At 44.0% G+C, this 14,941-nt stretch carries 6 protein-coding genes; 2 read left to right on the forward strand and 4 right to left on the reverse strand.

Annotated elements, in window-relative coordinates; genetic code table 11:
* Positions 1 to 28: 28 nt before the first annotated feature.
* The gene (locus tag RB604_RS02760; RefSeq protein WP_055293987.1) at positions 29 to 3,979 is read right to left on the reverse strand and encodes a hybrid sensor histidine kinase/response regulator transcription factor; all 3,951 of its coding nucleotides are present in this window, start codon (positions 3,977 to 3,979) and stop codon (positions 29 to 31) included.
* A 238-nt stretch (positions 3,980 to 4,217) separates the two neighbouring features.
* Between RB604_RS02760 and RB604_RS02765 the strand changes: the two genes are divergently transcribed.
* Complete coding sequence (locus RB604_RS02765; RefSeq protein ID WP_055293734.1) at positions 4,218 to 5,156, forward strand: AraC family transcriptional regulator; 939 nt, start codon at positions 4,218 to 4,220, stop codon at positions 5,154 to 5,156.
* Positions 5,157 to 5,550: 394 nt separating this feature from the next.
* Here RB604_RS02765 and RB604_RS02770 read toward each other — a convergent pair whose 3' ends face one another.
* From RB604_RS02770 to RB604_RS02780, 3 genes are all read right to left on the reverse strand, one after another.
* A complete protein-coding gene (locus RB604_RS02770) occupies positions 5,551 to 7,269 on the reverse strand; it encodes an FG-GAP-like repeat-containing protein (RefSeq protein WP_055293736.1) in 1,719 nt (572 codons plus the stop codon).
* A gap of 12 nt (positions 7,270 to 7,281) precedes the next feature.
* Complete coding sequence (locus tag RB604_RS02775; RefSeq protein ID WP_122282020.1) at positions 7,282 to 9,057, reverse strand: glycoside hydrolase family 43 protein; 1,776 nt, start codon at positions 9,055 to 9,057, stop codon at positions 7,282 to 7,284.
* 292 nt (positions 9,058 to 9,349) lie between these two features.
* Positions 9,350 to 12,289 (reverse strand): galactose-binding domain-containing protein, encoded by a 2,940-nt coding sequence (locus RB604_RS02780; protein ID WP_055293989.1) that lies wholly within the window; start codon positions 12,287 to 12,289, stop codon positions 9,350 to 9,352.
* A 374-nt stretch (positions 12,290 to 12,663) separates the two neighbouring features.
* On the opposite strand from RB604_RS02780, the gene RB604_RS02785 reads away from it, so the two are divergent.
* Positions 12,664 to 14,931 carry a glycoside hydrolase family 97 protein gene (locus tag RB604_RS02785; protein WP_055293741.1) on the forward strand — a complete coding sequence of 756 codons (2,268 nt, stop codon included), beginning with the start codon at positions 12,664 to 12,666 and terminating at the stop codon, positions 14,929 to 14,931.
* The last annotated feature ends 10 nt before the right edge of the window (positions 14,932 to 14,941 follow it).

Raw genomic sequence — 14,941 nt, forward strand, 5'->3', positions numbered from 1 at the left:
GAGAGAATCACTTAAAGTATGGACGATTTTACTTTTCCGGTTCGCTCCTTCTCCGTTTGCATTCTTTCCGGAATTCATTAGGCGTTTTTCCGAACTGTTTCTGGAATTGCTGGATAAAATTACTTGTAGAGTTGATGCCGACCAACACACTCACCTCATTAACCTGACAATCTTCCTGCGACAAAATAGTGGCTGCACGGTTCAGCCGAATGAAACGGATAAACTCCACCGGACTCATATTTACAATGCCCTTCAGCTTTTTACTAAAATTAGAATGACTCATATGGATCTTTGCCGTCAGTATCTCCACATTAAAAGTGGGATCGGATATGTTTGCATTCACAATATCCACCACCTGATTTACAAAGTTCTCATCAGACTTATTGATCTCTACCTGCCCGATCGGTATCAGTGGTTTGGTGTTCTGCAGGCTGATGTCCCGGTTTTTGTTCACTATCAAGCTTCTCAGCAAAGCCGATAAGTAATTCAGGTTGAATGGTTTCTCGACATAAGCATCCGCCCCGGCCTCCAGTCCCTGAATCTTCGTGCTAACGTCATTCTTCGATGTCAACAGCACCACCAATATATGGCTGGTAGCTATCTCCGCCTTCAATTTCCGGCAGAGAGACAATCCGTCTAAATTGGGCATGATGATGTCACTCAATACGATGTCTACCTTATTATGTTCTATCACGTCCAAAGCCTGTCTGCCATCGGCCGCCGTCAGGACAGTATATTCTTCATGCAACTGTTCCGATAAGAAATCCACCACATCCGGATGATCGTCTACAATCAACAGAGTAACCCTTATGCTGTTTTTATTCAGCAGAATCTGCCCGTCGTTCATCTCCACCGTCTGTACATTCTCGGTTATCTTCTGGCGAACCGGAAGTTTAAGCACGAAGCAGTTCAGCCCATCCATCTCCTCGTAGGTCAAAGTACCCCGGTGCTGCTCCACCAAGCTCCGGCAAAGCGATAATCCGATCCCCACGCCTATATTCTCCTTACTGTTTTCTGCCCGGACAAACGGTTCGAAAATCGCTTCATGCATATCCTTCGATACCAACAAGCCGTCATTTATAATTTCAAGTGTCAGGTATTCGTCATCACGACTCACCCGTACCGTAATACGAGCGTCACTGTATTTTATAGCATTGAATATCAAGTTATTCATTATCTTGTCAACCGCATCCTTATCGGCTATTACACAGATATCCGGATCTACGCGGTCTGCTATAATCTCAAAAGTCTTATTCTTTTCCGAAAGCAGCACAGAGAACCTTTCTTTCAAGGACTCAATCAGATGCAATGCCTTTATCTCCGAAAAGATCAACGGTTTATTCATGTTTCCGGCCGCTTTGAAGTCCAATAATTGATTTACCAGATTCAATAACTGGTCTACATTCTGTTTGATCAATCCCAGATAACGTTGTATATTCTTCGGAAACTGTACAGACTCCTGTATCACCAGATCCATCGGACCACTGATCAATGTCAGAGGCGTACGTATCTCATGCGTAATATTCGTAAAGAAAGCCACTTTGGATTCATAAAGCTCCTTCTCTTTCTCGATTGTATAAATCAGATTCTTCTCCTCATTTCTACGGGCAATTCTTTTCAGGTAAGAACGTATCCAGTAAAAAAGCAATGAAAACACTACCAGAATATAAATGATATAAGCAACAGGCGATGCCCACCAAGGCGGCAGTACATCAATCATCAAGACCTTCTCCGATTCATCCCATACTCCCATATTATTCGCCCCTTTCACGTGGAGAACATATTTTCCGGTAGTAAGCCCCGCATAAGATATCACATTCTTATCCGTATAGATCCAGTCATTATCGACGTTACTCATACGATAGGCATACCGGTTAGCCCCCGGAGAAGCGAAACTCAATGCAACGAAACGGATACTGATGTTTCGCTCGTCGTATTTAAGTGTTATTTTATAATCCTTATCATACCGGTTGATGACATTGGGGAGAAGGTTTTTCCCATTTACAAGAAAATCTGTGAAATAGACGGAAGGCATTAAATCGTTTCTGACGAACTGCTCCGGATTGAATGAGACCAACCCATGCATGGTTCCCATAAAAATCGTTTCTCCATCCACCACAACCGCCGAGTTATAATTAAACCGGGAGACGCTCAAACCGTCTTTTTTACCAAACACCTGTACTTCTTTGCTCTCCGGATTCAGACACACAAGCCCGTGGTTCGTTCCAAACCAGATATTTCCACGAGTATCCTCCACAGCCTTGAAAACAATATCGTCCGGCAATCCCTCTTCAAGCGAATAGACTTCGAAAGCCTCATCCTGAAAACAACAGATACCTCCCCGGTCCGTGCTAAGCCAGATGCGTCCCTTGCTATCTTCCAAAATGCTGCTGACCGAATTCGAACTGATAGAACCGGGCTTACCATCCGCAAGATACTGCTCCGCCTCCTGTGAACGGATATTATACCGATATACCCCATTTCCCATTGCCGCAATCCAAATATTCCCCTGGCTGTCTTCTTTGATATCCTGTATATATCCGTAGCCGAACTCCGTCACTTTCTCAAAATGCATCGTCCCTTTTTTCGCCGTATATACGCCCCCGCCGTCGCTTATCCAAATAGTACCTGTATGATCTTCACAAAAAGCAAAGATGCTTTCCTCTTTCAAGCCCAGTTCTTTACCTGTATAATGCGTCACCTTCATAGACGGAGACACCACATCCAAACCATTCTTAAAATATCCGATCCAGATATTCCCGTCGATTTTCCGGATACAGGTGACCGTAACAGTAGGATGCGTATTGACCGGAGTAAAAACAGACATATTCTTATCGAAAACCGAACAGCCCTCATCTTCCGTTCCCACCCAGAGCTTCTGGGTCTCTTCATCCCAATACAAACCATGAATCCACTGGCTCTGTACACTCTGCGGATGATCATTCGGAATATAAACCGTAAAATTCTCCGCACTACGGCTCTGATAATTCAAACCGCCATACAACGTACCTACCCAGATCCCCTTTTCCCTATCGGTATACATCGTTGTTACCGTATTATTACTAAGCGAATGCGAATCGAAAGAATCATTTTTGACATTAGTACAGCTCCCGGTCAACACATTATAGATATAGATACCATTATTCGTACCCACCCACAATTCCTCCTCCTTGGACATCATCAGGCAACGGAGCATTACCTTATCCACTTCCGGAAAATCATGCAGGGAAAGTGTTTTCGTATCCATCTTATATTTCAGTAAGCCCCCCTCATGCAAAGCTATAAGCAGGAATTCCTTATAAGACAGCATCGTATAAACTCCTTTTCCCTGAAACATTCCGGTTTCTTTCAATACCCGCACAAATTCGTCTTTCTTCCTGTCATACCGGCAAATGCCCTGTTCGATACAACCGGCCCAGATCGTTCCCTGTTCATCTACCGTCAGTGACAACGGCCCGCCCTTTCCAAATACCGTATCCTCCGATATCGAATAGAGTCGATAGGCTTTTGTCTGTATATTCACTTTCAGTATACCACGGGAAGGTAAGACGACCCACATATTCCCCTCCTTATCGGCAACAATATTTGAGACCCAATTATATAAAAAGTCCGCACTCTGGTCGGGATTCAACCAACGTTCCAAATACGTAAAAGTTTCCAAAGCCGGATCATAGACAAAAACTCCGTCGTCCGTGCCTATCCACAAAAGCCGGTTAGCGTCTTCACACAAAGCAGCAATGTTATTATTCCGTCTGTTCGCCACCGGATCATAACAATCCAGCACCTTAAACTCGCATCCGTCATAACGATTCAGTTTGTTACGGGTTCCGATCCACATATAACCGTAGCTATCCTGCAATATGGCTTTCACTTCACTATGCGACAACCCGTCTTCATTATTCAAACGCGTAAAATGTACCTGCCCGAACAACGATATACATAGATTAATAAAGATGATAAAACACAGAGTTATTCTCATGATTATATAATATATAAATGCAAAAATAACCATAAAGTATCAAAAAACGCCTTTTCAGACCAATATAAAGTCTCACAATATAAAATTTTGATATCAAAATATAAAATATTCACTCAAAAGCCGGGTAATCCCCATCAAAATTAAAATTTGATACTTTTTCATTTTTATCGAATATCCATTGCGAAACCACTCTCCTATATTTGCATCATGAACAATAACCTTTAATTATTTTAATGCTATGCTGAAGATCAAAGAAGGATTTAAAGGCGAACGACTGATCAGTCTTCCCTTATTTGCTATCGAGAAGTTCAAAAAGGATGAATTAGGCAAAGAGTTATACCTTACTAATATAGGTTATTTTCCAAATGCCGAATATCATTACTGCCGGAGAGAAGCAGCTAATTCTGCCGACTATATTCTTATCTATTGCGTAAAAGGCGAAGGCTGGCTCGAATATAACGGAAAAAAATTAAAAGTTGCAGAAGATCAGTTCTTTATCATTCCACAAGGCATGTCCCATGCTTACGGAAGCAGCAAAGGGAAGCCGTGGTCTATCTACTGGATACACTTCAACGGTAAAAAAGCCGGGTATTTCAGTAAAGGTTTCGATATCCCTCAAGATATGCCGTATAACTCACAATCGAGATTCAAAAACAAAATAGATCTGTTTGAGGAAATATTCAGTACCTTGCAATCAGAAAGCAGTACCGAACAAATGTCTTATGCCACCAGCGTATTTTTCCATTTCTTAGGCATCATAAAGTGTTCTAATTCGGGAAAGAAAGAATCGGAAGCCATCAAAGAGAGTAGCATTATCGATACTTCCTTGAAATTCATGCGGGAGAATCTGCACAAGCATCTTTCTTTAAGAAATATGGCAGAGCACGTGAATCTTTCCGTCTCTTACTTCTCCAGAATATTTATTGCCCAGATCGGCACTTCACCATCCAAGTATCTGGCACAGCTCCGTATGGAGAAAGCCTGCCATTATTTAGAAGAAACGGAGATGAAAGTGAATCAAATCAGTCCGTTGGTCGGATTCGATGATCCTCTTTATTTCTCAAGGCTATTTACCAATTATCTGAAATTATCTCCTACCCAATATAGAGAAAATAGAAACAGAACTCTATTTTTCAGAACAACAACACAGACAGCACATCATACAATGGCCATATAAATACTTTAAATACTGGATTACAAGTTTTTTTGCCATATCCATGTAATCCAGTGTTCAAAGTAGTATCCTCTTCGCCCACTCACTCCTTTTTACATTTCAGGACTAACTTATATACGTGACTTCCAGAAGCTTTTATTAAAAAACAAGCATAAATATCCTTATTACCAATACATAACAAGTAATTCCATAGCCATATATGCTCCGCCATCATTTTTCTATAAAACCGGGATATCAAAACATCCGGATGTTGTCACACAAAACATGGGGATGTTCTTATATGCAACATGGGGATGTTGTGCATGAAAACATCCCCATGTTTTTACACCTAAAGTCTATCAAGAATCGAATAATAAACTATCTTACCATTACTTAATCAGTATATTTCTCGGAGTAGTCAATACATGCACTTTAGCGGTGCGTCTTCTCCACTTACCGAAACAACGTACACTCCTTTTTCCGACAAAGGGATAACCGTATTGGAAAAGCCCGTATTAACCGTTCTGCCATCCATGGCATAAACCACCACCTTGTGGTTATCCACTCCCCGGATCACTACTCCGGAATCTACAGTAACGACTCTGAAATGATCGGACGCCGCAACTTGCCGGATACCCGTTGCCGAGAAACCGGCCGTCGCAAACTTACTACCGGCATATGACTGGTCCAACGTCTGAACCCCTACCGTATATTTACCTTCACCGAACACACGCATCCGATAAGAGTTGAGAGCGGAAGAAAGAGAAGTCTGCAAATCAGTACCGACTTTCAGCTTACCGGTTTCAATATCTACCGGGATCATGGTGTACAGTTCACCGGTAGTCTCGTTACGAACATAAATATTATAGCGCAGGGCCGCTTCGGGGGTCTCTTTATCGGAACCGGGTAACCAGGTGATCAGGAGTTCATCCCCCTCCATCGTAGCCGTAACCTTGGCGGGAGGCTCGGGAAAAGTATTTCCGGGAAGCCCGTTTTTCTGAGGATTGTTCTCATAAACCCGCAACGGTGAAGAATAATAAGAGTCGGGAGCTTTATCGTAAGTTCCTACATAACCGCCGACTATCAAGTCCATATTGCCGTCGCCATTCACATCACCCATATTAATACCCCCGTCCTGATTGACCGGAACCACCGGATAAGATTTATCCATCACAAACTTTCCTTCCGGAGTCTGATAATAGATACGGTTTCTATATCCGGAACCGTCACTGGGTTCCCCGTTTATCACCATATCCATCCGGCCGTCACCATTAAAGTCGGCAACCAACGGATTGGCCCTACTGACTCCCAAAAGGTTGCTTTCTTTTTCCGAAACATACCGATAGGTACATTTACCGTCCTTATCAACCGTGTTGTAGAACAAAGAAGCAAGACAAACCCAATTATCGCCATTCCCGGTACTGATAATATCCAATGTTCCGTCACCGTTAATATCTGCCAACGTGGATTGTCCCTGAAAAGCGCCGTAAATATTTGCCGGAGTCTCGTCTGCAAATGAGCCGTCACACTTGTTGATATAGGTTTTAATTCCGGTAGACGCCCGGTCACTATATCCGGAAAATTCAATATCGAGCCAACCGTCGTTATTCAGATCGCCAAACATAACCGAACCATTGGTAGCCCCCTCAAACACTTGTTGCTCCTGATGGATAAAGGTACCGCTCCCACGGTCATTCAGATACAAGTCCACACGCCGCCCCTCGTGATAGTTCATCACAACAACGTCCGTATATCCGTCGTGATTATAATCGCCTACGGAGATCGGATTGTAAAAACCTTCATCTTTGTATGGGAAGAATCCCGGATTGGCAACTTTCTCAAAACGATAATCATTCTCTTCTCCCAAGTTCCGATACAAGGCCACAATCTTAACATCACCGCTTACATTCCAATCTCCTCCCTGCCCCATAATCAGCAAATCGAGATTCCCGTCATTGTTAAAATCAAAAAACACTGCATTGGTATACGTACTTATCGGCAGATAGGATTCCTTTTCAAGTGTAAAAATTCCATCACTATTACACCGTACAAGAATAGCCAATTCATCCCAGACGTGGGCAATCCCCCCGATACAGGGCAACGCCATAAGCAGACAGGCAATCAATCTCTTTTTCATAAGTCCCTCCTTTTATTCTTCTGCCGCCAACCCGCCGGGGCCGTCAAATTTATACTCAAATGAATCAAACCAGGCACTTCCGCCATCCGCTTTCGTATTATAGGAGTAAAGGCCTACGCGGGAACCCTTCCAGTCGCGGGAACCTTCCCGAAACGAATCGCCGCAGTCCAGATAATTCTGTCCGTCCAAACTGTAGGAAAATTGATGATTATTCGTCAAGGCGTCGATCACTAATTTCACATAAACTATCCGGTCATCCGCTCTCTCTATTGTTTTAATCAATTTTACCTGCCCTTCATTCTCATAATAGACAACCGGCTGCAACACTCCGCCGTCCATTTGCATCAAGATACCTGCACCGCAGAATTTATCACCGATACATTCCAGACCGGCCCGTTGTCCTTCTGTCATATCCGAATAATCCATCCGAATGACGGCTTCTCCTTTGTATCCCATCGTTTTCTGTGTAAACTGATTACGGGATTCGCGCACGTTTTCTGCCTTTAACGCTTTAATTTCCAGCCATCCGGGACGGGATGTCAAAGACCAGTTTTCGTTTGCCGGATTGTGGTTGAACTGCCATTGCAAAGCTAACTTATCCGATGTGAAATCGTCACTCGATTGCGGGGCATGAGGGGTTAGATTACATTTTATAGAAGGCTTCTTGCAGACTTTCATCGGCTCGCCTACTCCATTCTTGTCATAATCCATGCCGATAACCGGGAAACCGTCTTCCCATACCACCGGCTGCAAATGTACGACACGCCCCTGAGGATCAGCCGACTGGAAATGATAGAACCACCATTCTCCTTCGGGAGTATCTACCAAAGCACCTTGATGCGGACCATTTACTTTGGTCACTCCCATCTCCAGCACACGCTTCGATTCATAAGGACCGTAAATATCTTTAGAACGCATCACCGTCTGCCAACCGGAACCGACGCCGCCTTCGGGAATGCTGATGTAATAGTAACCATCCTTTTTAAAAAGTTTCGTGCCTTCGGCCACCGGACCTTCATATACTTTCTGACCATCGTCAAGAAGCCGTGTGCCGTCCGCACTCATTTTATGAATATAAATAGGGCCACCGCCCAACTGGCTACGCCCGACATAAGCTTGCCCATCCTCATCCCAGAACGGACAGGGATCTTCCCAACCACCGGCACTCTTCACACAATGCAACGGAGACCAGGGGCCGGCCGGATTTGTGGCGGTAGACATAAACAAACCGTCATTCGGCATACAGACGAACATCCAGAATTTCCCGTCATGATAGCGCAAAGCAGGCGCCCAGCTACCGTCGCCATAACGTTTCATTTCCGAAAAGCCGGGATAGTCGATACGATCGTATATCTGACCGATAATGGTCCAGTTAACCATATCTTCGGATTCGAGAACCGGTATTCCCATAAAATGGAACTCAGAACAGATCATATAATATTTATTTCCCACCCGGATAACATCCGGATCGGAATAGTCGCCATTCAGGATGGGGTTGGCAAATGTCCCGTCACCCAAATCTCCCCAACGGGAATCGGTGTACCAACCACTCGAACCACCTAAATCCTGGCCGCCACTGAACAATCCCATATATCCGCTATTGGTATATGCGCCCAATACCGGGCGCGCCCGGTGCTCACCGGGAAAAAACTCCTGTACGGATTCATCATCTGTTCCCACCCTTTCAAAAGCAGTCATTTGCTGGGCAACGCCACTTGTAAAAGGTAAGCAGGCAAACGCAACCGACAAAAGGGAAATACTTTTCTTTAAAGAGAAAATGTGCTTCATAATTTTTAATTTAAAACTTGGTTAATAGTCAAAGACCTGTTGCAAATGTAGTATTATCGACTCTCGGATCGAGTTTTAAATGTATCGATAAATATAATCAATGTAGATATCTTGGTGTGTTTAAATATATTCCGGGCCGATCTTCTACATTTGTACTATAAAATGAGAGTATTGATCTATCTTCGAGAAAAAAATTGGGATTTGCAGTTAGACGGTTATGATATGCGATTGGAGTTATTTCAATCGTACAACATCATAAACCGTCTAATCGCAAATCCCGAACAGTTATATGTTAGTTGTTATAAGGGGTCACCACCAGTTTATAAGAACCGCCGTCCAATAACTTTTCGTCGAACGTAATGGTAACATTCTTCCTCTCACCCGCCATAAGGGTAAAATAGTTGTCATTCATGATAGCCGGCAAAATGCGCTCACCATCCGAGGTGCGGTATGCCTGCACATGCACGGCAAAGGCAACACCTTTGGCAGAAGCGGGGTTGGTGATGGAAGCCTGGATTTCCGCCTTTCCATCTTTTTTCACCATTTTGGAAGAAACCTTCAAATCCGCTTTCGGCAAAGTGTTCAAAGCCGTAAAGTTCAAACGGTCGTTACCACGCCAATAGTTATTTTCCGAAACTACATTTCCGGCTTTATCTTTCAAGGTCAGGCGGATAAAATGAACATCGCTCAATCCTTCACTGGGCTGCGTTCCACTCAAGACATCGAAACTCCACAAGGAATAACCGAACCACCAGCCGAGTTCGATACCGAACATACGTACATAACGGGCATCCACTTCGGGGAAGGTAATTTCGTCTACACCACCGCGTCCTTCATCCGTCTTATAGACTTCCTTCCAGTTTTCCGCATCGTTCGATACCTGTATCTTATAAGCTTTTCCGAACGAAGCCTCCCAATCTAAACGAACACCACCGACAGGCTGCACACTGCCAAGATCTACATAGATCCACTCATTATCCGCTTTGGCTGCTGCCCAACGGGTGTCCTTCTTACCGTCCGTAGCATCCGAAGGTTGCCCGTAAGTGACACTCGACGCATAAGTCGGTTTTCCTAAAGACAGATTTTTGCGTTCTTTATTAAAATCGATGGTAAAACACTGTACGGTAGTGTTACTGGGCGAATTGACCGTAGCCGATTTCGTGTAAGTCGCTACCGGTTTACCATCCAGATTGTATACTTTAACCTCGGCAGTCAACCCTTCCAGATCACGTGCCGTTGTGTTGGCAATCTTTACACCATCCGTCACCGGATTCCAAAGAATATGTACCGGTTCGCAAGCCGACTTCGCCCCCCAATAAGCACCCGTCAGATCATAATAATAATCATATGTCTGCCAAACCATTGAAGGATATGCCGACTGCCCCATCCAGGTCATGATGCCCGATGCATCTTCCCACATACGATCCAGCCAGCCTTCATACATCGCTTTGTTCGACTCGATATTGATAAGCTGCGCTTTACGGCAATAATCTTCAATGCCTTCAGGCTTACCGAAACCTTTTGCGATAGAAGCGTCATAACGTTCGGGAGCCGCATTGAAAGCATTCTGCCCGAAATAGTGCTTATTCCACATATCATCACGCGGCCACCAGTTTTCTTCCGGCATAAACTTTTTAAAGCTCTCAAAAGTAGTCATTACAGCAGTACCTATTTCCGTACGGAATCCCCAGCCGCGTGCCGGATCGCCTTCCAGTCCGTCAGGATATTTAGAGAAGTAGAAACGAGGTTCGAAAGCCCCCCACGGGCCACTACCGGTCAGCCCCTGTGCATGGGAATTTGCCTGAAAATAACGGTCGCCCCCATCAAACGTTTTGATGTTCTCGGCCATCCAGCCTTCCAACGGCGGTTGCGGATTGGATTCATTATCTCCACACCACACTGCCACACTCGGATGATTGCGTATGCGTTTAATCTTCTCCATCATGTTATTATTGAACACGTTAAGATCGTAAGGCAAATTCGGATTGGAATTAATCCAGAAATCATCCCACACCATAATTCCATATTTGTCACAAGCTTCATAAAATTCCTCATCGGTCACAGAGCCCAGCCAATTACGTATCATATTAAAGTTCATCTCTTTATGCAAACGAACCTTTGTATCATATTCGGCACCACGGCAACGAAGCATGTATTCCGACATCCCCCAATTGGCCCCTTTTACAAATACGGGAACCCCATTGATATAAATGTGGAAAGTGTTATTCTCCTTATCATAAGTATATTTCTTTATACCGAAAGTAACATCTTTCGTTTCGGAAACTTTATCATCCACCTTTACTTCGAAGGTACAAGTATACAGATTCGGTTCTCCGTATCCGTTCGGCCACCACAACCGGGGACTGTCGAGCATCAATTGCGGATAATAACGTTTGTCAAAGCTGACGGTAGAAGTCGTATTGGCAGATAAATCGATCTCTTTGCTAAAAGTAATATTACCCGGCTTGATCATACCCGTCACTACGGCCTTAACCGATTTATTCTCATTATTCTTCACTTCCAATTGTGCAGATATATCCGCCCGCGCACGAGTGGGTAAATCAGTACGTATCCACGGATCAATCAGAGTCACACCTCCCGTATTGCTCAAAAATACTTTATCGGTAATACCCATATTCAATCCCGGGACATATGGCATCCAGTCCCAGCCACCACTGGAAAGATAGGTAGGGCTACCGCAGTTGGCCAACGGAGTTTGCGGCATATGTACCAACACAGCCAATACATTTTCACCGGTTTTATCCACCATATCGGTTACATTAAAGCGTCCCCGGTGCATAAAGCCATCCAGAATACCCAAATTGTGTCCGTTCAGATAAATTTCCGCCTTACGGTTCACCCCGTTAAAATTGAGCCAGATCAGTTCTTTATCAAAATCGGCAGGAATCCTGAACTCGGTACGGTACCAGAAACTGCGATCGTATTTGGCACGATCTACATTATGGATATTATCACCGAAGTTAGGGTCTTTTTCCAGTCCGGCATTTACATAAGCCGTAAAAGCAGTCCCCGGAACTACAGCATCTACCCATGAAGATACATTGTATCCCTTATTACACAAAGTGTTTGCGTCTTCTTTCACTTCGGCCTGCGGTTTCAACTTCCAGGCAACAACCGGTTCGCCGCTATGCAGAAAAACCTGTGCAGCCTGTGCAGAAAAACTAAAAGCGGATGCCAGCAGTAAAAGGCCGGCCCCCAATGTGTTACTCATCTTTCTTTTTATTTCCATTTTATCGTATTTATAATATATAACTTATACTTCTTACCATCGAACTACTTACCTATCTACAACCCTATTAATTAACTACTTATCCACCTACCTGCTTACTACTTGCTACCTAATACCTGACTACTTACCTCCTCCTGACCTATCCGATTGCAAAATAAGCTGATTGACAGAAAAAAAAGAATAGATAATCTTACCACGAATATGGATAATCTTACTTTTCATGATAACGCTTTCTGTAAAGGTAAAATTATCCATATTCAGAATAGAAATATCCATTCCACATGTGACAACTATGCCGTTCCTTTGTAGCAGCCAATAAAAGAGACAGATAGAACTTGTTAATAACCATACGGAATATGAAAAAACATCTTATTTTAATCATCGTCTTATGCTTTGCAGCAACCTTGCAGCTAAAAGCACAAAAAGAGTATACAGTCAGTTCGCCTAACGGAACGCTGGAACTTAAAATTATAACAGAAGATACTCTCTCTTACCAACTATTTTCCGGCGGAGAGGCGATCTCTGAAATCTCTCCCATTGCAATGGTGGTAGAGAGGAACGGCCGCCAACTGGTTTTAGGAGAAAATCCGGTAGTGGAAAAGTGTACCCGGAATTTTATCAGTCAGAAAATCCCGATGCATCTGGGCGAAAATGACGAAATAGACGACACTTACAATGAAATGATACTCGATTTAGGCTCTCTTTACTCCTTGCACTGCCGGGCGTATGACGAAGGAGTAGCCTACCGGATGGAAAGTAAAATCAGTGGAAGTATCACCGTTCGTACCGAAATAGCAGAATTCAATTTTAAAGACAATCCGCAAGTCTGGATTGCCTATGACGAAGACAAACGTACCATGAGCCAGTGGGAACTCCCCTATAAACGTGAGTTAAGTGTGAAGTCGATCAAAACAGGAGACTACGGCATTAATCCCTGCTTTTTCAGAAATAATAAGAAAGCAATCGGAATCACGGTTATCGAGTCCGACTTGGAAAATTACCCGGGTATGTACTTATTAAAAAAAGAGGCCGGAAATAAATTAGTAGGCAAATGGGCCGAATATCCCAAAAAGATCAAGAACGAAAATAAATACGACTCACAGGCTGTATTAGAGCGTTACGACTACATTGCCGTGACACCGGGAAAACGCACTTACCCGTGGCGTGGATTTATCATCAGCCATGATGATTCGGAACTTATGAACAATGACTTGGTTTACAAATTAGCAAAACCACAGGTAGAAGGAGACTTTTCCTGGATATCGGGAGGCAGAACCGCTTTCGAATGGTTGCACGACGGCGAGCTTGAAGGTGATTTAGGCTTTATCTATGGTCCGTTCGGCGACGGACGTCCTCATACGCTCGAATTCTATAAGTATTATGTCGACTTTGCAGCAGAAATGGGATTTGAATGGATGACCTGTGATGCCGGCTGGGGGGAAGAGTACATCAAAGAGCTGTGTACATATGCCCGGAGCAAGAACATTAAAATTATGGTGTGGAGCTATTTCAATTTCCTGCTTGTTGATGAACCGATGCTTGCCCGTTTCAAAAAATGGGGGATATCCGGTGTGAAAGCCGACTTCATGTCCAGAGACGATCAGATTGCAGCCGGCTGGATACCGACTATGGCAGAACGTTGTGCAAAGAACCAGTTGATGCTGTTGCTGCACGGCTGTCCCAAACCGGTGGCATGGCACCGTACCTACCCGAATATCATCAGTTACGAGGCAGTGACAGGTGAAGAAAGTAACAAATGGAACGATAATTGTAACCCGGTATACCACACGGTGATCCCTTTCCTTCGCATGCTTGGAGGAGCAATGGATATGACACCCGGCTCTCTGCGCAACAAAACCCGGAAAGGATGGACCTGGAAAGGTACCGGCGCCCCTTGGAGCTTGGGTACACGCGCACACCAGATGGCTCAGTATGTAGTATATCATCAGACATTGGGATTCGTGAGCGATGCACCGACGGAATACCGGAAATTCCCGGAGATAATGGAGTTCTTAAAGCACGTACCTACCGTCTGGAACGAAACGAAACCCCTGCAAGGGAAAATCGGCGAATATGCAGTCATGGCACGCAGGGCAGGAAACGAATGGTATATAGGCGGATTAAGCAACTGGACAGAACGCAGTCTCAACGTTGATTTTTCATTCCTTGATCCTAATACACGTTATAAAGCCTACATTATTGAAGATATACCGGAAAAGAACAACGATACATCGAGCCGTACCGGAGATGCGACAGCATGCAAATGCTATACGGCCGATGTTACCAGTCAGACTCAAATGAGTTTTCAAGTAGCAGAAGGAGGCGGTTTCGTGATACGTATTTATCCGGATCCCGATGATACCGAAATGAAAGGCACGGAAATAACGGAGAAAGTAAAAATATGGTATGAGCAGAAGAATGAAAGTATCTACGTACAACTTCCGGAACGGGAGCTTACTGCCGACATTCATCTTTACGATATTGCAGGGCGTCCGTTTTATCCGAACTATGCAGCCAATAATAATCCGCTTTGCATCCCGGTACCCTATTTATCCAAAGGATATTACTGTATAAAATGTACCACCCCCGATATCAGCCAAAGTACACTTATTTATAAAAACTAATCATTTCAAC

It is taken from the genome of Bacteroides salyersiae (assembly GCF_031172035.1).
Classification (GTDB): domain Bacteria; phylum Bacteroidota; class Bacteroidia; order Bacteroidales; family Bacteroidaceae; genus Bacteroides; species Bacteroides salyersiae.

What these genes read in the sequence shown, in the direction of transcription:
- RB604_RS02775 (WP_122282020.1), bottom strand. Translation starts at nt 9,057, where the DNA reads ATGAAGCACATTTTCTCTTTAAAGAAAAGTATTTCCCTTTTGTCGGTT.
- RB604_RS02780 (WP_055293989.1), bottom strand. Translation starts at nt 12,289, where the DNA reads ATGAGTAACACATTGGGGGCCGGCCTTTTACTGCTGGCATCCGCTTTT.
- RB604_RS02785 (WP_055293741.1), top strand. Translation starts at nt 12,664, where the DNA reads ATGAAAAAACATCTTATTTTAATCATCGTCTTATGCTTTGCAGCAACC.
- RB604_RS02760 (WP_055293987.1), bottom strand. Translation starts at nt 3,979, where the DNA reads ATGAGAATAACTCTGTGTTTTATCATCTTTATTAATCTATGTATATCG.
- RB604_RS02770 (WP_055293736.1), bottom strand. Translation starts at nt 7,269, where the DNA reads ATGAAAAAGAGATTGATTGCCTGTCTGCTTATGGCGTTGCCCTGTATC.
- RB604_RS02765 (WP_055293734.1), top strand. Translation starts at nt 4,218, where the DNA reads ATGCTGAAGATCAAAGAAGGATTTAAAGGCGAACGACTGATCAGTCTT.